The sequence below is a fragment of the Streptomyces sp. NBC_01384 genome, from assembly GCF_045040035.1.
Classification (GTDB): Bacteria; Actinomycetota; Actinomycetes; order Streptomycetales; family Streptomycetaceae; genus Streptomyces.
In genome coordinates, this window is record NZ_CP109559.1 from 4727246 (window position 1) to 4747362 (window position 20117).

A 20117-nucleotide genomic window follows, 5' to 3' on the forward strand; every position below is an offset into this window, starting at 1 on the left:
GGTACGGCCGGGTAAGCACCGCACCCGTATACCCCAGCACTCACCAGTGCACCCCGGCGCGCCCCGTACGGAGCGACAGCCCCGCAGGCCACGAACCTGCGGGGCTGTCGTGTCGTCTGGGCCGGGGGAGGGAGAGGGAGAGGGGACGGGGGTGCTCCCGGTGTGGGCGGCTACTTGAAGGCCGGGAGGCTTCGGGTGACCCAACCGGAGAAGGGGGTGGCGGGGCGGCCGAAGACCTTCTCCACGTCGGGGCTGACCCGCTGTTCGGCGGGGAGCGGGGTGCCGAGGATGTCCAGGGTGCCTGCGATGACGTCCTCGGGCATGAACTGCGCCATGTGGGCCTGGGCGGCCTCGCGGGTCAGTTCCACGAAGGTCACTTCCTCACCGATGGCCCCGGCGATCACCTCGGCCTGCACGCGCGGGCTGACCGCTTCCGGGCCGGTCAGCTCGTACGTACGGCCGGCGTGACCGTCCTCGCGCAGCACGACCGCCGCGACCGCGGCGATGTCCGCGGGGTCGATGACCGGCAGTGCCACATCGCCGAACGGGGCGAAGACCGTACGGTCGGCGCGGACCGACTCGGCCCAGGCGAAGGCGTTGGAGGCGAAACCGCCCGCCCGCAGGATCGTGAAGTCCAGGCCGGAGCCGCGCACTGCCTCCTCGAACTCGCGCAGCCGGCCGTGCGAGGCGGAGTCGGGGCGGGTGGCGTTGATCTGCGAGGAGAGCAGGACGACCCGCTTGACCCCGGCGTCCTTGGCGGCGGCCAGCAGGTCGGTCGCGGCCTCGCCGTAACCGAGCAGTTCGCCGGCCAGCAGGATGAAGAAGGCGTCGGCGCCTTCGAGGACCGGCCGCATGCTCTCGGCGCTGCCGAGGTCGGCCTGGGCGTGGCCGACACCGTCCGCGGGGGAGGGCAGCGGGCGGCGCGAGACCGCGACGACCTGCTCCCCCGCCTCGGCGAGCGCCTCGATCAGCGGACGCCCGACATTTCCGGTGGCTCCGGTGACGACAATCATGGAACAGCTCCCTAGTGCGTTAATCCGTAGTCAGTAGTCATCAGTTGCTGGTCTTGGTGGTGGTCATCGATGGGGTCAACAGTGGGGGTCATCGGTCCGTCATCCGTGGGTGGCGGCCATGACAGGGACGCTAGCATCCTCCGCATAGTAGGTACCTAGAGGAAAGTGGCTATCCAGGCGGCTCCCCGGAGTGCGCTCCTCCCCGCTCGCGCCGTACACCGCGGTCAACGACTCACCCAGCCGTACGAGCGACTCCCGCGCTTCCGGAGGGTCGAGCACCTCGATCCGGCCGCCGAGGCCCGCGAGTTGCGCGGCGAGGATCTCCACCGACGGGCCGTCGGCCGTGAACTCGACCCGCCCGTCGCACTGGACCTCGCCGGTGCGCAGCCGCCCGCCGAGCAGTTGCCGCAGCACCGGCAGGGCGTCCCGGTCGGCCCGGGCCCGTACGGTCGCCGCGGACAGGCGCTGCTCCACCTCGGCGGCCAACTCCCGCCAGGCCGAGGCGAGGTCGAACCCCTCCGGGCGGCGAACCGGCTCACCCGTCCGCTCCACGGAGGTGACCCGGCTGAGCCGGAAGGTGCGCAGGCCCTCCCTTTCCCCTTGCCTTTCCCCCCGCTTTTCCCCTTGCCCTCCCCCTCCCCCTCCCTCTTCCTCCTCCTCGGTCCCGGCCACCAGGTACCAGCGGCCGGCCTTCGACACCAGGCCGAGCGGGTGCACCGTGCGCTCGCCGGGCGCCCGGCCGGGGGGCGTGTATCCGAGCCGGATCTGTTCGCCGTCCAGCACCGCGCGCTCCAGGGCGTGCTGGTGGGGGCCGCTGCCGCCCGCCGTGCGCGACCAGTCGACGCCGTCGATGAGGATGGCCTTGGAGGCCGCTTCGGCGTGCGGCCGCATGGGCGCGGGCACCGCCCGCATCAACTTCCTCAGCGCGGCGCGCAGTTCGGGCGAGGCCGACAGCGGCCCCGCAGCCAGGAACAACGCCCCGATCTCCCGCGAGGTGAAACCGGTCAGGTCGGTACGGGCGCCACCGACCAGGCTCCAGCCGCCGCCCCGGCCGCGCTGCGAGTAGACGGGGACACCGGCGGTGGTGAGGGCCTCCAGGTCACGGCGCGCGGTGCGTTCGGACACCTCCAGCTCCTTGGCCACCTCGCGCACGGTCACCCGCCCGCGCGCCTGGAGCAGCAGCAGGGTCGCCACCAGACGGTCGGCCTTCACGACAACCAGCCCCCTCCGGACTTTTGAGATGCTTTAAGCCAATAAACATATTTTCAGCCAGATCTGACGGGTTTTCAGTAATAGGCCACAAGATGACCCGTTTGACGTCGACGATGAGGTCATGACTCACGACATGACTGAGACCACGAAAACCCCCACCGACCCCCGCGGCGGCCTGTTCAAGGCCGTCGAGCTCACCGGACGTACGCTCGCCGCGCTGCGCCCCGAGCAGTACGACACCGTCACCCCGTGTCCCGACTACTCGGTCCGTGACATGGCCAACCACGTGGTGTCCGTGCTGCGCCGGGTCGCCGTCATCGGCGCGGGCGGCTCCTTCATGAGCGTTCCGCACTTCGCCGAGGACGTCGCCGACGGCGACTGGGCCAAGGCCTGGGAGGCGGCGACGAAGGAGTTCGACACCGTCTGGTCGGACCCGGCCGTGCTGGGCCGCCAGATCGGCCTGCCCTGGGGTCCGGTTCCCGGCGTGATCGCCTCGGTGATCTACACCAACGAGTTCGTACTGCACGCCTGGGACCTGGCCAAGGCCACCGGCCAGACCCCCGAGTGGGACCCGGAGATGCTCGCCGCGCCGCTGGCCAGCATGCACCGGGCCGTGCCCGCGGAACCCCGCGGCGGCCAGGTGCCGTTCGGACCGGTGGTGGAGGTGCACGAGGACGCTCCCGACATCGACAAGCTCGTGGGTTGGTACGGCCGTCGCCCCTGAGCGGCAACGGATGCCGACCTCGCCGACCTCACCGGTGGAGCGCAGCCGCAGCTGGGCGCCGACGACGTCGGCCATCTTCATCTCGATGGAGGCGCTGACACCGGGGAAGTCGATCCCGGCCAGGTGACGGACGGTGGAGCGGGCGCCGTCACAGCCGACGACGTACGCGGCGCGCAGCGTCTCGACGCCTTCGGGGCCGGCGACCTCGACCTGGACCCCGTCCTCGTCCCCGTCCTCGTCCTGCGTCACGCCGATGAGCTCGTGGCCCCGGCGGACTTCGGCGCCCAGCCCCACGGCCCACTTGTCGATGATGGGCTCGGTGCGCGACTGCGGAACGCCGCGGACACCGAAATTACCGCCCTCGACAATGCGGTAGTCGATGGGGAGTCCACCGAAATGGCCGCCGGGTATGGTCTCCAGCGGGCCGAAATCCTCGAGAAGTCCGCGCCGGCCGAATTCCTCGATCGTACGGGCGGAGAATCCCGGGGCACGGGACTGCAGCATCGGCTGTTCCAGCCGGTCGAGCACGATGACCGAGAGACCCGAGAGGCGTTAGTTCCCCCGCGAGCATGAGGCCCGAGGGTCCTGCTCCGGCAACGATCACATCGGCATTGAAAGCGTCCATATTCCCTCTCCCCCTGGTGTTTTCTGCAGTATTCCGAGGGCTCCCGGGAAGCTGAATGGCCGCCGATGCAGGGCTCTGACAAGTTCGTCAGAGACCTTGCAGCTACTGGGCAGTACCGGTCGGCCAGTACTGCGTCAGTACGCGGCTGGTACAGCGGCAGCATGCGAGAGGGTGCCGGAAGTGTCTTCCAGCACCCTCTCGCGGGCTTGGCACCCTCTCGCCTCGCATGTGCTCCGGGAGTTCAGTACAGGCCCATCACCCGGTCCACCGCGATCTCGATGACCGCCAGGCCCGGCGGCTGCGGCGGCTGGGACCAGTACCGCTTGGCATAGCGGCGCATCCCCTCCACCACCCGGGGCGGGTCGGTGGAGACGGTGGCCGGGCCTTCCAGGGTGATCCAGCGCGGTCCCACGAGCTGGCACACGGCGGCCCGGCCACCGGCCCTGGCTAACAGGTTGCGGGACTTGCGGCGGTGCACCGTGGTCATCACCCGGGCCAGGCCCGCCTCACCGTCCCAGGTGAAGCGGACGGGCGCGACGTGCGGCGTACCGTCCGGGCGCAGGGTGGTCAGGGTGCACAGGGCGTTCTCGGCGAGGAATTCCTCCGCCGCGGCGGACAGGGGCAGGTGCTTGGGCATGGCCGGGTCCGTTCTTCCGTCAGGCGTGTGAGGTCGTCCGTCGGACGTGTCAGGTCGTCCGTCGGCGCGTCAGGTCGTCCGTCGGGCGCGTCAGGCGTGCGCGGGGACGGCCGCGGACTGCTCGGAGGACTTGGTGAGCGGCAGCAGCACCAGGGTCACCACGAAGGCGGCCGCGGCGAAGCAGGCACCGACGAGGAACGCGTCGTGGAAGACGGTCGTACGGGCCTCCTGGACCAGGGCGGGAACACCGTGGGCCTTGGCGGTCAGCTCGTCGACGCGGCGGAAGGCGTAGGTCGCCGCGACGGCCAGGCCGAGCGCGCCGCCGACTTCCTGGGCGGTGTTGATGAGACCGGCGGCCAGACCCGACTCGCGCTCCTCGATCCCCGCGAACGCGGAGACCTGCAGCGGGACGAAGGACATCCCGAGACCGAGGCCCATCAGGACGAAGGCGGGCAGCACGTCCGTCAGGTACGAGGCGTCGGACGGGGCACGCCACAGCAGCATCATGCCGGTCGCGGCGAGCGCGAGGCCGACCAGCAGCACGGGCTTGGCGGCGACCTTGGTGACGACCTGGGAGGCCACGCCCGCGCCGACGGCGGTGAGCACCGCGAGCGGCACGTACGCGAAGCCGGTCTTGACGGCGGAGTAGTCCAGGACCTGCTGCATGAAGAGGCTGGCGAAGAAGAACAGGGTGACGCAGGTGCCGAGCAGCAGGATGGCGATGCCGTTGGCGGCGCGCAGCGAGGGGCGGCGGAAGATGCCGAGCGGCATCAGCGGCTCCTTGGCGCGGCGCTCGATGACGAGGAAGGAGACGAGCAGGACCGCGGAGAGGATGAACCCGCCGACGACCCGGCCGGTGGGGACGTTGGAGTCGGAGACGGTCTGACCGAGGGTGAAGATCAGCAGGACCAGGCCGGCGGTGAGGGTGACCGCACCGGCGACGTCGAAGGACTTGCTGCGCCGGGCGGAGCGGCTCTCACCGACGACCATCGGGGCGATGAGGGCGCCGATGATGCCGATCGGGACGTTGATGAAGAAGATCCAGCGCCAGCCGGGCCCATCGGTGAGCAGACCGCCGAGGGTGACACCGGCGACGGCGGCGAGACCGCTGAGGGCGCCCCAGGCACCGAGCGCCTTGTTGCGGGCCGGGCCCTCTTCGAAGTTGTTGGTCAGCAGGCTCAGCGCGGCGGTGGCGATGAACGCGGCCCCCAGGCCCTGGGCACCGCGGGCGCCGATCAGCATCGCGGCGTTCTGCGAGACCCCGGCGAGCAGCGAGGCACCGGCGAACAGGAGCAGACCGGTCTGCAGCATCCGGCGGCGGCCGAGGGTGTCGGCGAGCCGGCCGGTCAGCAGCAGGAAGCCGCCGAGGAGCATGCCGTAGGTGGTGACCACGTACTGCAGGGCGGTCGCGGAGATGTTGAGCTCGTCCTCGATGGTCGGCAGGGCGACGTTCACGATCGACACGTCGAGGAAGGTCATGAAGCCGGCGAGGCAGAGGAAGGCCAGGATGAGGCCGGGGCGGCGGACCGGTCCGGACTCGCCCGCCGCCGTGGCGGGGCTGTGGGTGGACTCTTGGATGGACATGTCACTCCCTAGGAGCATGAGGATTCTCGGACGGGGACGTACAGGGAGGTACTGGCTTTGCCGGCTCCTCGGAAGCTAGCATCCTGGGTAAAGTAGGTACCTAGAGGAAAGTGACTTCCCGGAAGGTGATGGTCGGTATGACGAGCACTGCGCCCACGAGCGGCACCCGGTCCACAAAGGGCGGTACGCCCGCCGTGACCAGCCCCGAAGCCGCGCACGCGGCCGGCGCCGGCACCCCGCAGAAGTGCCCGATCGCCCCGGTCCTCGACATCGTGTTCAGCCGCTGGACCACGCCGATCCTGTGGACGCTCAACGCGTTCGGCACCCAGCGCTTCGTGGAGCTGCACCGCAACATCGGCACCATCACTCCGAAGGTGCTGACCCAGCGGCTGCGCCAGCTGGAGCGCGACGGACTGGTGATCCGCACGTACTACCCGGAGGTGCCGCCCCGGGTGGAGTACGAGATCAGCGACCTGGGACGGACCCTGGCCCCGCTGTTCGCCTCGCTCTTCGACTGGTCCACCGACCACCTGCCGCTGGTGGAGCAGGCGCGGCAGCAGTTCGACGAGGCGGAGGAGCAGGCCGCGGGCCGCCACCACTGAGTTCGGTAGGTCCCTCAAGTCCATGCCGGTGTCCGCTAAGTCCATGCCGGTGTCCGCATGGAGCCCTGGAAGAAGATCAGCGGGTCCTCCTGTCCGGCCTCGGAGGGCTCGCCGAGACCGACGACCTCGCCGAGCACGAGATCGCGTTCACGCAGCAGAAGCCGGAACTCGGCGGAGTCACGGAGATCTCCCCGGACCGCGACGACTACACGGCCATCGAGCTGTTCGGTGTGCTGCCGGACGACCAGGAGGACCTGATCGACGCCCTGGGCGAGTCCCGGACGTGGCTGGTCGACGCCCCCGGCTACCGCACCCACACGGTCCTGCGCGGCCTGCGCGCCCGAGGCCTGGAGGGCAAGTTCGTCGTCGTCTCCTCCCAGTGGGACGGCAAGGAGGCGTACGACGCCTTCCGTCCCGCGCCCGCGGCGGAGCGCTCCCCGGAGCGCCAGAAGGTCGATGCCCGCGTCGCCGCGCTGCAGACCTGGCAGGACGAGAACACCTACCAGGTCGTGCACACCCGCTCCGCGGGCGAGTGAGCCACCCGGCGGTGGGCCGACCGGTCGGGCGGCGGGCGGCTCGCCGCCGGGTCTGAACGTTGTTTCACGTGAAACACCGCACGGCGGCCCTGAACTCTCGGCGGCCCTGAACACGCGGCAGCCCCGCCCGTACGGCAGAACCACCCACAGCAGAACCACACACGGCAGAACCACGCGCGACAGAACCACGCGCGACAGATCGCGCACGGACGCGGACGCACGGGCGCGTTCCCATCCCCGCTGGCCGGCCGCCGGGAATCCCCTACCTGGCAGCGGCTTTTCGGGATCCTGCCCGGCACGGGGATCTGGAGCTCTGAGGAGGTGAGGGGACTGCGGTCGTCTTCGGGCTGCGGGTCGTCGTTGGCTTGTCGCACGGTTCCCCGCGCCCCTCACGGGGCGCTCTTGAAACCGTAGGGAATACAGCGAAGGGGCCGGAGAGTCTGGTCGGCTCTCCGGCCCCTTCGGGCCTTTGTGCTGGTGGCGGACTCAGGCCACCGCTCGCCAGGTGCGGGGGCCGTCGTAGCTGGTGATGCGTTCGGGGCGGCGCCACAGGGCGACGACCTGGTACTTGCGGGCCGTGTCGTCCGGTGCGACACCGGGGCCCGCGGTGACGGCCATCAACACCGCGGTCAGCGCGGCGAGCTCCTCCGGAGTGGGGCAGCCGCGCTCGATCCGGAAAGACGGACCGGCCGTGGGGTCGTTGTGCTGTGCGGTCATGCTTCCTCCCTCACTTACTCACTCACTTACTCACTCACTGGGGCGGGTTGCCGTGCTTGCGGCGTGGCAGCTCGGCGTGCTTGGCGGCGAGCATGGCGAGCGACCGGGCCAAGGCCGCCCGGGTCTCGCGCGGGTCGATGACGTCGTCGACCAGCCCGCGTTCGGCGGCGTAGTAAGGGTGGACCAGCTCCTTCTTGTACTGGTCGATTTTCTCTAGACGCATCGCGTCGGGGTCGTCCGCGGCCGTGGTCTCCCGCCGGAAGACCACGTTGGCGGCCCCCTCCGCACCCATGACCGCGATCTCACACCAGCGGGTCTGCGCCTCCGGCAGGCAGCGGCCCCCGGCCACCGGGCGGTCGGACGCGAAGGTGACCGACGACGGCCATGGCCCCGCTGCCGGCCCCCCGCGGAAGCCCCGCGCTCCGTCACCGACCGCGTCGAGGATCTCGGCGGCCGGACCCGGATCACCCCCGGCGGCACCACCAAGACCGTCCTGACCGCGGCGGACGGCCTCGTCTCACCCACCCTCCGCCGCGGTGCGCGGCAACCGCCTCTACGTCACCGACGCGGGCCTCGCCGAGCCCCACGACGCCAAGGTGCAACGCGCAACGACCGCCCCTGCCGCGCTGAACTCCGGCTGATGATCAGGCACGGTCACCGTCCGCGCTTCACGCCAGGGACTCGGACTCGGGCTCTGCCGCCCGTGCCGCCTCCACCAGTTGCCGGAGGTGGTCGACGCGCGTCGTGCCGGGGACGAGGGCGACGTGGGGGCCGAGGTTCAGCAGCCGACTGAGGACGGGGAGCAGACCGTCCTCGATGAGCCGCCCCTTCCCCAGCGGGCGATAGGCGACGTAAGGGATACCAAGGGAGCGACAGTGGTTCAGGGCCGGATCGTGGCCCTGCGCCGAGTTCATCGGGTTCTGGACCGCGGCGATCGGGGCAACGCCGCGTGCTCGATCGATCTCGTCGACGGTGACGCGGGACAGTCCGATGTGGGCGATTTTCCCCTCGTGCCGCAGGTCGGCAAGGGTGCCCAGCTGGTCGGAGAGAGGCACGGTCGCGTCCACGCGGTGCAGGTAGCAGAGGGACAGGCGCTCGCACCCCAGTCGGCGCAATGACGCCTCGACGGCATGGCGCAGGTACGCCGGGCGACACAGCGGCTCGTACACACCGGGGCCGGGACGGACCAGTCCGACCTTCGTGGCCACGAGCAGATCGTCCCCGTACGGGTGCAGCGCCCGACGGATCAGCTCTTCGACCGTGTGCGGGCCGTACGAGTCGGCGGTGTCGATATGCGTCACGCCGTTGTCACCGACAGCTGAGCGCAGGAGTCGGACGGCTTCGGGGGCGTTCGGGGGCGCTCCCCAGTTGCCCGGGCCGGCCAGGCGCATCGTACCCAGGCCAAGACGGGAGACGTTCTTGCCCGCCAGCCTGACCGATCCACCGGGTGGGCCCTGTTGGAGGACGGGGCCGTGAAACGGCACGAAGGTCATCCCCGGACCGCGTTGTGCCGCGCGTCGAAGAGGCCGAGGAGATGCGCGGCGATCTCGTCCTGTGAAAGATCGTCGGTGGCCAGAACGATCCAGGACGGGTCGTCGACGATCCGCTCGATGCAGAACGTGTCGAGCGCCGCGAGGCCTTTCGGGTTCGCCCGCAGATAGGCGTTCAGTCCGTGGGCATCGCCGTCCCTCCTGCCGGCCCGGCGTTCTCGTTCGGCCGGGGAACAGGTCAGATACACCTGGACGGTGAACCGCGGCGCACAGGTGAGAACCCAGGAGTCGCTGAGGTATCCCTCGCCGGGGTTGAAGAACCCGTTGTTGCAGTACTGCGTGAACCAATGCCGGTCCTGTACGAGGACGGGGCCCTCCGGCCCCGCCGAGTACACGGAGTCCGTGGCGAGCTCGCTGTCGATCAGCATCTGGGCGGACTTCATGGCGTTGAACGGGCGCAGCAGGTCCGGGTCGGGGAACGGGCGGCCGGTGCTCCCGCCGATGGACGACTTCGCCCGCAGCTGCAGGGTCTGCGTGCCCTCGGTGTCGCAGACGTAGCAGTGGCGCGAGTGGACCTCGGTGCCGCGGGCCCGCAGCAGCGCGGTGAGCCGGGTTGCCGTCGTCGACTTGCCGGCGAAGTTGAGCCCTTCGAGGAGCACGCCCCTCAACATCGTCCTGTGCGGACCATACGGACTGTGCGGACCGTGCGGACTTTTCATCGTGCTCCTCAAGCTTTCTCGGCGGCTGAGAGCAGGTCCCGGCGAAGCCGTCGCAGAATCCTGGCGTAACGGTCGTGCTCGACCCGCAGTGACGCGTGGGGGCCGGGCGTTCCAGGTGGTTGGTACCTGCGGGCGGCGTGGTCGCCCACGAGGCCGCGGGCTCTCTCGGCGGCGGGCCCGCCACTCCTGACGGCACCGATGTAGGCGGCCACCGTCGCGGCCTGGTCGTCGAAGAGCCACCAGGCACCGCTGTCGGGCTGGATCATGCCGACGACGAAGAGGCCGTCGTGTACGGGATTGAAGACGTGCAGCGCAAGGTCCGGGTACCGACCGGACTCCCTCACGGGGAGGTCGTCGGGAGACAGAAAGGGGAGGGAGGCGTGGAAGCCCGTGGCGTGGACGATGACGTCGACCTCCTCCTCCGAGCCGTCGGTGAAGCGAACCCGGTCACCGCGCAGTTCCGCCACGTCGGGCTTCGACACGACGGACCCGTGGGCGACGTGGTGCACCAGTTCCGAGTTGAGGATGAGCCGCCCGTCCATGATGCGCCGGGACGGCCGCGGCAGCCCGAATCTGGTGGGATCACCAAAGACGCACCAGATCGCCGTCCGCCGGATCCACCGGTGGACGAAGCGAGGGGCTCGTACGCGCACGAACCACTCCATGACCTCGTCCATCGGCCGCCCCAGGAAGTACTTGGGCAGGTAGTGGCAGCCCTGCCGGACCGAGTGCAGGGTGCGGGCCGCGACCCGTGACGACTCCACCGCGATGTCGGTCCCGGAGTTGCCGGTTCCGACGATCAGCACACGCTTGCCCTGGAGCACCCCGGGGGTCCGGTACTCGCTGGAGTGCAGGACCCGGCCGTCGAAGCGTCCGGGGAACTGGGCCGACTTCGGATCCCAGTGGTGTCCGGACGCGACGACGACGCCCCGGTAGAGACATGCGCCGCCGTCCTCGAACGTCACCGACCACGCCTCGCCCTCCCGCTCGACCCGGCTCACCGCGCGTCCGTACCGGATGTGTTCCAGCAGACCGTTGGCGTGCGCGTAGTCGGTGAGATAGGTGAGCGCCTCACGGTGCCCCAGGAAGTCCTGCGAGGCCGCCGGCATCGGGAATCCGTGAAAGGCGCTGAGACGCTTGGACGAGATCATGCAGGTGGACCGGTACACGGCGCTGCCCGGTTCGCCGTAGCGCCAGATCCCGCCCAGGCTGTCGTGACGCTCCACGATCTCGAAGGGCAGACCGGCGTCGCGGAAGTTCTTGGCGGTGGCCAGGCCGGCAGGGCCCGCTCCGATGACGCACCAGCGGTCCCTGCGATCGTCGTGGCCGGTCGGCCCGGTCAGCGGCGATCTCACTCCGTCGACCACCGATCCGCCCGGGCCCCAAAGGCCGGTACCGGCTCCACCGGTCGGGAGGCCGGTACCGGTTCCGCGGGTCGAGAGGCCGGACGGGTGTCGAACCGCTTGAGGACCACGTCGGTCATTTCCTCCGGCGAGAGCCGGTCGGACCGCAGCACCAGCCAGTGCGGACTGTCCTGGACGAGACCGGTGGTGAACCGGTCCAGCCCGGCGACTTCGTCGAGGTGCCGCCGCAGGAACGCGTTGAGCGGGTGCTTGGCACCGTCGCCGTCGCGCGTCGCGGCCCGACGGCGACGGGTCGCGGTGTCGCAGGTCAGGTAGACCTGCACGGCGAACCTCGGCACGCGGGAGGCGGTCCATGCCTCGCTGAGGTAGCCCTCGGCGGGAGTGAAGTACTGGTTGAAGGCGTACTGCGGAAGCCAGTAGCGGTCCTGCACGAGGATCTCGCCGGGGCCGGGCCCCAGTTCCCCGAACAGTTCGGTGTCCAGGATGAGTTGTGCCGACCGCCGGCTGTTGAAACGGCGCCAGGTCTCCGGGTGGCGGAACTCGTGGTGCTCGGTGCCTTCGAAGACCGTCAGTGCCTCGTCCAGCAGCGACCGCCCGAGCGGGTCCCGCGTCAGGGTTCCGTGCGAAGCGCGCACCGCCAGTCCACGGAGCCGCAGGCCGTCCGCGACACGTTGCGCCAACGTGCTTTTCCCGCTGTACTCGTGGCCCTCTATGAGAATGCCGGGCACGGGCGGTCTGTCCATGTCTGTCTTCTCCAGTCTTCTCCAGCGTGGATCTCGGTGTGCCGTCGGCTCGCCCTCACGGGCACCCCGCTCGGCGGGTTCCTACGGCCGAGAGGGCTCGCGGAGCGCGCGAGCGAGGTCGCGGGCCGTTTCGGCCAGCACCTCGTGGTCGAGTGGGAACACCGGGCAGGGCGGCATGTCCGCGATGGTGAACCAGCCCGCGGGCTGACCCGTTTCCGGGGTGAGGGGTGTCGCGGGGTCGGCCCCGAAGGCGTAGGCCAGCCCGTAGACCCGTTCAGGGCTCTCGTGGACCCGTTCGGGGTGCTCCCGGTTGCCGAGCAGCGCCACCGGATCGGGCAGCAGCGGGCGCAGGTCCATTCCGGTTTCCTCCGCCACTTCGCGGCGGGCGCCGTCCAGCGGGGACTCTCCCCGCTCCAGACGTCCACCGGGGCTCAGCCAGCCGAACCGGCGGTGTCGGACAAGGAGCGTCCGCCGGAAGTCGTGGGAGAAGACCCAGCCGGCGACGATCACGTCGGAGTCGGGTCCGGGACCGCCGTTCGCGGAACATGTCAGCAGGTCGCGGGCGCCATACGGGTCACGGTGCGCGGCCGTGGCCGCGGCCGCCAGGTCCGGGACCACCCGCGGCAGCCGGATGTGGTGTCCCACGGTCACTCTCCCCCACTACCGGGCGCGGCGCCCGTACGGGCGGAGAACAGGGGCGCGACCTCGGTGGATCCGGTGTAGCGCTCGCGGAGTTCGCGCAGCAGCTCGACGGTGCGCACCGGGGCCGTCCCGGCGGCCGTCTCGTCGGCGAGCATCAGTCCGGCCGTGCCGGATCTGAGCAGCCCGCTGACGTAGGCGAGTTCGGACCGGTGCGGCATCCAGCCGGCGGACAGGCTGGTCAGTAGCTGTGTGCCGACGATGAGAGGGCAGCCCACCTCGGCCGTACCCGTGCGAACGGTCTCGCAGAGGTCGAAGAACTCGAGCGGGCCGGAGTCGAGCAGCAGGTCGCCCCGGCCCAGCAGAACCGCGTCGGCGCATTCGGCGATCTCCCGCACGGCGGCCGCACCGGCCCGCGTCTCCACCTTGGCGATCACCGGCAGGACGTCTTCGCCGGCGGCGGAGGCCGCCATGATGTCGCGGGCCTCGCGCACGCTGTCCGCCGACTCGACGAAGGAGATGATCACAGCGCTGAAGATCGATCCCGGGAGCGTCTCCAGCGCGGCCCGGTCCTTGTCGGTGAGCCCGGACGACGAGACGCTCTTGCCCGGCAGCGCCACGCCCCGGCGTTTGCCGAGGAACCCGGCGCTCAGGGGGATCGCGACGCAGTGGTCCGATTCGACCCGCTCCACCCGGAGGGCGTCCTCGCCGTCGCCGATCAGGATGATGTCACCGGGATCGACCTGCCCGGAGATGTCCGAACCGGTGAGCCCCAGCACGGGCACGTCGCGATGGACGTCGGAGGGCACGGGGCCGAAGTGCACCCGCACCCGCGAGATCCCCGCCAGGGAGAACTGATCGTCGTTGGTGAAGCGTGTCTTGGAGCCCGGCAGGTCCAGCAGCAGGTCCGGTGTCCGGCCGAACCCGGCGGCCACCGAGGACACACTGGACGCCAGGTCGGCCAGGGAGGCGACCGACGCCTTCGACGCCGGGAACCGGAAGGAGTCCGCCCCTGCCTTGACGACCTGTTCGAGGACCGCGGGTTCCTGTGTCGCGGGACCGACGGTGACGACGATTCTGGACATGAGGCCTCTCTACGTACTGGGAGCGTGGGGGCGTTGGGGCGTGAAGGCGCGGGGTGGGAAGAGGGCTGGAGGTCATGCCCTCTCCCCTGGGCGCCGGACCGCCGCAGGTCAGGCGACGGCGGTCCGGCTCGGGAAGAGCGGCGCCGGCACGGCGCCCGATCCGTACCGCTCGATCAGGGCGGTCACCAACTCGACGGTGCGCAGCGGCGCGCTGCCCACCGTTGTCTCGGTCGCCAGCATCAGGCCGTCCACCTCCTTCTCGACGAGGTGCGAGAGGTAGGCGAGTTCGGACCGGTTGGGGAGCCAGCCGTCGGAGAGGCTCGGGATGAGCTGGGTGCCGACGATGATCGGACGCCCGGCCTTCTGGGTTTCCTTCATGACCTTCTTGCCAAGGTCGTAGAAGTCCAGTTCACCGGCGTCGAGAAGGAGGTCGCCGCGCCCGAGCAGCACACCGTCCGCCGAGCGCGCCACCTCGGCGGCCCGCTCGGCGCCGGCCCGGGTCTCGATCTTCGCGATGACCGCAGGGGCCGGACGGCCGTCGGCCGGTGCCTCCCCGATGAGAAACCGCACCTCCTCCACTGTGTCCGGACCCTCGACGAACGAGACGATGACGCCCGAGAAGATGCTGTCGTTGAGTCCCTTCAAGGCGGTGCTCTCGGCGTCACCCAGCGCCTGGTACGCCTGAGGCTTGCCGTGCGGGCTGATTCCCTTCTGCCGCCCTACGTCCCCGTGGGTGAGCGGGAGGGTCACGCAACCGTCGGCGGTGCACGACTCGACCCGCAGCGCGTTCTCCCCGTCGCCCAGCACCAGGACGTCGCCGGGCTCGATGTACGGCGCGATCGCCCTGCCCGTCGTGCCGATCTCCGGCATGGGCAGGTCCCGCCGGGCCGGAGCGGGGCCGAACAGGACGCGCAGGCGTTCCACCCCGGCCAGGGGGAACCAGTCCTCGTTGGTCAGTCGGGTCTTGGCGCCCGGCAGGTCGAGGAGCAGGTCGAGGGGCCGGCCCAGCGCCGCCCCGATCTCGGCCGCCCGCTCCGCCTGGGCGGCGAGCTCGTCCGAGGAGAACTTCGACGCCGAGAAACGGAGGGCCGACACTCCCCGGGCGACCGCGTCGTGCAGGGTCTTGGGGGAGAGAAGGGCAGGGCCCATGGTGGCGATCAGACTGGTCATGGTGTTCGTCCTTGCCGGGCCGTCAGTGGGCGCGCGTGAAGAGTCGTCCGTCGGACCAGATGAGGCGGACGCGGCCCCATTCCATGGCCGAACGGACGTCGGGGAAGAATCCGGAGCCCTTGAGATTCGCGCTGGTGTTGCACAGCAGCGGAATCCCGCTCAGGTCGTGGTAGTGCGTGAGGAGGTCGAAGACGGCCTCGTTCTCGTCGCGGTTGACCGTCTGGAGGCGGGCGGTGCCGTCGAGGTGGCACACCGCGGGGACCCGGTCCTTCCAGGAGTCGCGAACGGTGTGGTCGAACAACATGTACGGGTCCGGGGTTCCGGGGGAGAAGATCCCGGGGGCGAACTCCTCCAGGCAGATCGGGGCGACCGGCCGGTAGAACTCGCGGTCCTTGACCTCGTTGAGCAGGTCCTTCATCTTCGGGGAACCGGCGGGGGCGAGGATGCTGCGGTTGCCCAGCGCCCTCGGACCGATCTCGGCCCGCCCGTTGAGGAAGACCACCGGTTCGTCGCCCTCGTGCAACAGCCGGGCCAGGTCACGCAGGTCGCAGCTCTCCTCGCGCCAGCCCGGCAGCGGGGTGGAGTCCCTCAGGGCCGGCCCCGAGTACACGTCCCAGTCCAGCGCCGCCCGCTCGGTCCGGCTGAGCATCGCGGCACAGGCGGTCCCGATGGAGCTGCCGGAGTCGTTGGGGAAGGGCGGCACCCACACGTTGTCGAAGACCCCGCTGTCGCGCAGGGCGCTGTTCCACTTGATGTTGAGTCCGCAGCCGCCGACGACCACCAGGTTCCGGTCGGGGAAGTCCGCCGTCGCGACCTTCTCCCGGACGCCCTGGACCAGCCTCACGCTCAGGGCGTGGTGGATCGAGGCGAGCATGTCCGCGGGCTCCACCCCGGGCAGGGCCACGTTCTTCTTGATCCTCTTCAGGATCTCGATCCCGTTGCCCACCTGGTAGAACCGGTCGTCGTCCGGCCGGTCGCCCAGCACCTCGCGAAAAGCCGCGTCGATGGTCCGGTCGATGTGCTCGACGGCTTCCTGCCGGGCCTCCCCCAGCGCGATGTAGGCCATGATCTTGCCGGCCAGGCCCAGGATGTGCGGGTACTCGATCGGCTCGTCGAACGGCGCGAAGAGCTGCCCGAGTTGCAGGTAGGAGTCGCCGATCACCGGCATGAGCGGTCCGCAGCTGGTGACCTTCCGGCTCTGCCCGTCCACGTAGTAGAGGAAGGGAAACATCCAGCCGTCCCAGCTGAGGACGTACGAACCCTGTCCCGCGCGGGAGAACGGGCTGGCGCAGTAGCCGGACGCGACGTGGCCGGCGTAGTGGGTGAAGCTCAGATAGGGGAGGTCCTGGATGGAGCCCGGGAAGGGACGCAGCAGGTCGTCGTCGAGCAGGCCGCGCCGGTAGGGGGCGAGGACCACCTCGAACTCCTGGCCGTGCCACGACTGGATCTTGTGGGTCTTGTACCAGCCGTCCAGGACGAAATGGTCGATGTCCTCGGGCCGGTAACCGTGTTCGGCCAGCAGTTCGAAGACCGTGGCGAAGTCCTTGATCTTCGCGTAGCGCTCGTTGTTGCCGAGCTTCTCCATCTCCGTGGAGAAGACAAGGCGGCCGTCCTCGATGAGGGCGACGCCACCGTCATGCGTCGTCTTGACGCCACAGATCAGCATCAGTCGTCTCCTTCCAGTCCTTCCGGTTCCTGGTCAGTCCTGCACACGGCGGGGTCGGAAGTCGATCACGAAGCTCTCGACGTCCTCGTGGTCCCGGAGGATGTCCCGCGTGATCTCGATGCGCTCGGGGAACCGCGAGCGCACCCGCACCAGCGGCTGCTCGATGCGGTTGAGGCCGATGACCTTGTTGTCCGACTCGATCTGGAAGATGAAGTCGTCAGCCCAGTCGAGGTGGGCGAAGAGCGGGATGTAACGCTCCATCCGCTCGACGGCCTCTTCCCGGCTGTAGCCGATGAACTCGATGGCGGGCATGGCGTCTCCTTGTCGTCGGTGCACAGGGCACACGGGTTGTTGCCGGTGAAGAGGGCACACGGGGTGGTGAAGAGCGGGGGGACGGCACCCCTGGGCTGGTTGCGGAACCCGCGGAATCTGCAGCTCAGGCCACGGTCTCGGAGCGGGCGGACGGGCCCGCCAGGGATGGGCAGCGACGCAGGACTCCGGCACGGATCCGGTCCGCGTCCCGCAGGGCGGCATGGATCGCGTCGGCGCCGCCCGCTCCACACGGACCTCCCCGGAGCAGGCCGAGGATGCGCGCCGTGTCCTCCGCACCCACGGTCTCCTCGTTCAGCCGGAGCAGCCGCGGATGCCAGTGGCGCCTCGGGTTCGTCTCACCGATCGTGGCGAGCAGGGCGGCGAGGAGTTCGACCCCGCATGCGCTCAGCATCCACCCGGCGTCCTCGACGTCCCCGTTCTCGAGCAGGCCCTCGACCTGACGGCGTCGGACGGCGAAGCGCTGCAGGTGGATCGCCGCGACGTACAGGTGCAGCTGGTCGAGCCCCAGCCTCTCCCGCCAGACCTGGGCTTCCGAGTGGCCGGCCAGCACTTCTCCCCTGCGCAGGTCGTGCAGCAGTTTGCGGGTCCTGATGTCGAGGTGGGGGAAGTGCGCCCGTACGGCGGACACCTGGGATGCCAGGACGAGGCGATCGACGGTCTCGGCGATCGCCGACAGCTCCTGACTGGTCCAGAACCCCAGTCTGACCGGGTCGCTGCCCACGACGCTGTACGTGCCCCACCGCATGGCGCCGACCGTGGCCGTGACGCCCTGGGGCGGTTGCCCCGGGCCGATGAGCAACAACTGGGGCGGTGCCGAGGGATCACGCCCGTCGAAGGCGGGACCGACCGCGAGCAGGACGTCCGACTGCCGAACGAGGGGGACGATGTGCCGAGCCAGCGCTTTCGGGTCACCACTCCGCATGGCCGGTCCCCACCAGTGCCGCCTCGCGCCGCGCCGTGACAGCCGTCCCGATGCCGAGCGTCCGCAGGGCGCGGGCGGCCGGTTCCCCGCGCAGGCGGGCGAGCCCGGCCGTGGCGAAGCCCAGGCTGAGGCGGAAGACGGATCGTCCAAGGGCCTCGTGCGCGGCCCGCTCGAACACCCACGCCTCACCGATGTCGTCGGGGGTCCACGAGGCGAGGCCGGGCTGAAGCTCCTCGGGGACGAGGGAGAGCCCGCTCAGCCCGTAGCGGAGCAGGACCAGACATCCCAGCAGTTCGAGCCGGGCCGCCTCGCCCTCGGTGGGAGGACGGCCGAAGTAGCGCGCCAGGAATGCGTCCGCGTCCTTGGGCAGAAGGCCGAGCGAGTCGATGGCCGTGGCGACGTCGAAAAGGGGGTCGCCGGGGCCGACGTGATCGAAGTCGATCAGCCAGGCGCGTCGGCCGTCGAAGAGCATGTTGCCCGGATTGAGGTCGTTGTGGCACAGGGTCTGCGGGACGGCGAGTTCGCGCAGACCGGCCCGGAGCGCGTCGAACTCGCGCAGTGCCTCACCGAAGAGGGCGAGCGCGGGAATCCGTTCCGTGAGCCGCAGAACGCTGTCGCCTGCGACCCGGCGCTTCTCGGCGTACAGCCTGGCGGGGTTGTCCCATGCGAGGGAGTGCAGCTGTGCCAGCAGGTCCGCCACGGACAACGCCTGCCACCGGGCGGCCGGACGAACGGGATGACCGTCCACCCGGTCCATCACCAGTACGCCCTCCTCGGCGTCGGCGCTCCGGACGGCCGGACCGATGCCCTTCTCGCCGAGCAACCGGGCGGCCCGGAACTCGATGCGGACGGCCTCGCGTTCGGAGGCGCCGGCGTCGATCAGCCGCACCACGTACCGCTCCGGGTACTCCGGCCAGCTCAGGGCATAGGCCTGTGCCCACGCCGTGGGGGTTTCGGGGAAGGGCTCGACGAGGGGCGGCACGCCTGGGTTCACGGCGTTGACGATCGATGCCAGTCTGCGGTCCTGAGGCACGGCTTTCCTTCGTTCGTGAGGCGGGAGGTCGGCTGCTGTCAGACGAACGCAGCTCCGGGTTCGTCACCGAGGAGGAGCTGGCCGCTCCATTCGAGGATTCGGCGCTGGCCCACGACGTGCTGGCACGCGGTGGTGCTGTCGCGGACCGCCCGGTCCAGGGGCGTTCTCGAACGGTGCGTGGCGTCACCGCCCACGAGGTCGTAGAGCGCGGTGGCGATGATGCGGGCGCTGCGGAAGGCGTGGTACCGGGCCAGGGCGGCGTCGGCGCGCTCCTTCCGCGTCGGCTGTCCGCCGGCGACGAGGCGGTCCCACACGGCTTCGACGGTCGCGTGGACGGCGGAGCGGGCCACGGTGAGCTGCATTTCGCACTCGGCCAGGACGGCTTGGACGTGACGGGACGACCGCCACGGGACGCCGGCTCCCTCGAATCGCTGGTCGACGATGCCGTGGACATGGTCGATGGCGGAACGGGCCAGACCGAGCGGGACACCCGGCATCTTCCTGACGACGGTGTCCGAGCGTCGGTACATCGGGGCGTCACGACGGGGTTCGTCGAACGAAAGGGTGTGTTCGGCAGGGACGAAGAGCTTCTCGGTCGTGTAGTCGCAACTCCCGGTACCGGCGAGACCGGTGGTGTGCCAGGTGTCCTCGAAGGCGAAGGAGGCGGCGGGAGCCAGCACGATCCTGGTGACCGGTTCCCCGGCGTCGTCCAGGAGTGGCTTGCCGTCGCGGTAGACGGTGCAGCCACCGGCGATGACGTCCGCGTGGGTGCAACCGCTGCCGAATCGCCAATGCCCGTCGACGATGTAGCCGCCGGCCGTCTCGTGGGCCTGTCCGGCCGGGGCGACCCACCCCGCGGTGACGAGGTCGAGCCGGGGGTAGAGTTCCGCGGCGGCATCGGGAGTCAGGTGCCCGGCGTAAATGCCCGAGTCCATACCGATCATGACGCACCATCCGACGGCGGCGTCGGCGGCCGACACCTCCTCGATGAGCGCGATCTGCTCCATCGACGTGAGCTGGGGTCCGCCCCACTCGGCGGGCATCGTCGCCCGGAAGACGCCGCAGTGGCGGAGTGCCTCCACCAGGTCGCGGGGCAGGCGGCGCGCGTCCTCGATCTCCTCGGACCGCGCGGTGATCCGCGGCGCCAGAGCACGCACGCGGCGGAGGATCTCGTCCAAGCCGATCGCGTCGACGGCGGTGTCGGCATCGGTGTCGGTGTCGGTGTCGGTGTCGGTGTCGGCTCGGAGCAACGCCGGTCCAGTCATGTATGTCCTCGAAGTCCTCGAAGTCTTCAGCGTCTTCA

The 20117-nt window shown here is 70.2% G+C and carries 20 protein-coding genes and 2 pseudogenes; 3 read left to right on the forward strand and 19 right to left on the reverse strand.

What is annotated here, in order from left to right; all coding sequences use genetic code 11:
* Nucleotides 1-170 precede the first annotated feature (170 nt).
* Entirely contained in the window at nucleotides 171-1013 is an 843-nt protein-coding gene (locus OG747_RS21600; RefSeq protein ID WP_405880979.1) for an NAD(P)H-binding protein, read from the reverse strand.
* Nucleotides 1014-1112: 99 nt separating this feature from the next.
* The gene (locus OG747_RS21605; protein ID WP_405880980.1) at nucleotides 1113-2225 is read right to left on the reverse strand and encodes a helix-turn-helix transcriptional regulator; all 1113 of its coding nucleotides are present in this window, start codon (nucleotides 2223-2225) and stop codon (nucleotides 1113-1115) included.
* A gap of 133 nt (nucleotides 2226-2358) precedes the next feature.
* Here OG747_RS21605 and OG747_RS21610 point away from each other — a divergent pair, with 133 nt between their 5' ends.
* Nucleotides 2359-2949 (forward strand): TIGR03086 family metal-binding protein, encoded by a 591-nt coding sequence (locus OG747_RS21610; protein WP_405880981.1) that lies wholly within the window; start codon nucleotides 2359-2361, stop codon nucleotides 2947-2949.
* 63 nt (nucleotides 2950-3012) lie between these two features.
* Here the strand turns inward: OG747_RS21610 and OG747_RS21615 are convergent.
* The 3 genes and pseudogenes from OG747_RS21615 to OG747_RS21625 form a co-directional block, all read right to left on the reverse strand.
* A pseudogene (locus OG747_RS21615) lies at nucleotides 3013-3453 on the reverse strand (FAD-dependent monooxygenase); the annotation flags it as partial.
* Nucleotides 3454-3815: 362 nt separating this feature from the next.
* Nucleotides 3816-4211 (reverse strand): pyridoxamine 5'-phosphate oxidase family protein, encoded by a 396-nt coding sequence (locus OG747_RS21620; RefSeq protein ID WP_405880983.1) that lies wholly within the window; start codon nucleotides 4209-4211, stop codon nucleotides 3816-3818.
* A gap of 90 nt (nucleotides 4212-4301) precedes the next feature.
* Entirely contained in the window at nucleotides 4302-5795 is a 1494-nt protein-coding gene (locus OG747_RS21625) for an MFS transporter (protein ID WP_405880984.1), read from the reverse strand.
* A 137-nt stretch (nucleotides 5796-5932) separates the two neighbouring features.
* On the opposite strand from OG747_RS21625, the gene OG747_RS21630 reads away from it, so the two are divergent.
* Both OG747_RS21630 and OG747_RS21635 read left to right on the forward strand, forming a co-directional pair.
* The gene (locus tag OG747_RS21630) at nucleotides 5933-6397 is read left to right on the forward strand and encodes a winged helix-turn-helix transcriptional regulator (RefSeq protein WP_405880985.1); all 465 of its coding nucleotides are present in this window, start codon (nucleotides 5933-5935) and stop codon (nucleotides 6395-6397) included.
* A gap of 230 nt (nucleotides 6398-6627) precedes the next feature.
* Entirely contained in the window at nucleotides 6628-6933 is a 306-nt protein-coding gene (locus OG747_RS21635) for an antibiotic biosynthesis monooxygenase family protein (protein ID WP_405880986.1), read from the forward strand.
* Nucleotides 6934-7419: 486 nt separating this feature from the next.
* Here the strand turns inward: OG747_RS21635 and OG747_RS21640 are convergent, their stop codons facing one another.
* The 14 genes and pseudogenes from OG747_RS21640 to OG747_RS21705 form a co-directional block, all read right to left on the reverse strand.
* A complete protein-coding gene (locus tag OG747_RS21640; protein ID WP_405880987.1) occupies nucleotides 7420-7650 on the reverse strand; it encodes an acyl-CoA carboxylase subunit epsilon in 231 nt (76 codons plus the stop codon).
* 34 nt (nucleotides 7651-7684) lie between these two features.
* Nucleotides 7685-7954, reverse strand: a pseudogene (locus OG747_RS21645) (carboxyl transferase domain-containing protein); the annotation flags it as partial.
* 364 nt (nucleotides 7955-8318) lie between these two features.
* The gene (locus OG747_RS21650) at nucleotides 8319-9134 is read right to left on the reverse strand and encodes an aldo/keto reductase (protein ID WP_405880988.1); all 816 of its coding nucleotides are present in this window, start codon (nucleotides 9132-9134) and stop codon (nucleotides 8319-8321) included.
* A gap of 5 nt (nucleotides 9135-9139) precedes the next feature.
* Entirely contained in the window at nucleotides 9140-9799 is a 660-nt protein-coding gene (locus OG747_RS21655; protein WP_405880990.1) for a hypothetical protein, read from the reverse strand.
* A 68-nt stretch (nucleotides 9800-9867) separates the two neighbouring features.
* Nucleotides 9868-11214, reverse strand: a complete 1347-nt coding sequence (locus OG747_RS21660; protein ID WP_405880991.1) for a flavin-containing monooxygenase — start codon at nucleotides 11212-11214, stop codon at nucleotides 9868-9870.
* Nucleotides 11211-11966: a hypothetical protein gene (locus tag OG747_RS21665; RefSeq protein ID WP_405880992.1), complete on the reverse strand. Its 756-nt coding sequence runs from the start codon at nucleotides 11964-11966 to the stop codon at nucleotides 11211-11213. Before OG747_RS21665 ends, OG747_RS21660 begins: the two co-directional genes overlap by 4 nt.
* Before the next feature lie 81 nt (nucleotides 11967-12047).
* Nucleotides 12048-12611, reverse strand: coding sequence for an NUDIX hydrolase (locus tag OG747_RS21670; RefSeq protein WP_405880993.1), 564 nt, complete (start codon nucleotides 12609-12611; stop codon nucleotides 12048-12050).
* Nucleotides 12612-12613: 2 nt separating this feature from the next.
* Entirely contained in the window at nucleotides 12614-13690 is a 1077-nt protein-coding gene (locus tag OG747_RS21675) for a pyruvate kinase (protein ID WP_405880994.1), read from the reverse strand.
* Between the two features lie 108 nt (nucleotides 13691-13798).
* On the reverse strand, nucleotides 13799-14860 hold the full coding sequence (locus OG747_RS21680) for a pyruvate kinase (protein WP_405880995.1): 1062 nt from the start codon (nucleotides 14858-14860) through the stop codon (nucleotides 13799-13801).
* A gap of 22 nt (nucleotides 14861-14882) precedes the next feature.
* A complete protein-coding gene (locus tag OG747_RS21685) occupies nucleotides 14883-16526 on the reverse strand; it encodes a carbamoyltransferase N-terminal domain-containing protein (RefSeq protein ID WP_405880996.1) in 1644 nt (547 codons plus the stop codon).
* A gap of 33 nt (nucleotides 16527-16559) precedes the next feature.
* Nucleotides 16560-16838 (reverse strand): hypothetical protein, encoded by a 279-nt coding sequence (locus OG747_RS21690; RefSeq protein WP_405880997.1) that lies wholly within the window; start codon nucleotides 16836-16838, stop codon nucleotides 16560-16562.
* Between the two features lie 124 nt (nucleotides 16839-16962).
* Nucleotides 16963-17781, reverse strand: coding sequence for a hypothetical protein (locus tag OG747_RS21695; RefSeq protein WP_405880998.1), 819 nt, complete (start codon nucleotides 17779-17781; stop codon nucleotides 16963-16965).
* A complete protein-coding gene (locus OG747_RS21700; RefSeq protein WP_405880999.1) occupies nucleotides 17768-18814 on the reverse strand; it encodes a phosphotransferase in 1047 nt (348 codons plus the stop codon). Before OG747_RS21700 ends, OG747_RS21695 begins: the two co-directional genes overlap by 14 nt.
* A gap of 38 nt (nucleotides 18815-18852) precedes the next feature.
* Nucleotides 18853-20079, reverse strand: a complete 1227-nt coding sequence (locus OG747_RS21705) for an acyl-CoA dehydrogenase family protein (RefSeq protein WP_405881000.1) — start codon at nucleotides 20077-20079, stop codon at nucleotides 18853-18855.
* Nucleotides 20080-20117: the final 38 nt, after the last annotated feature.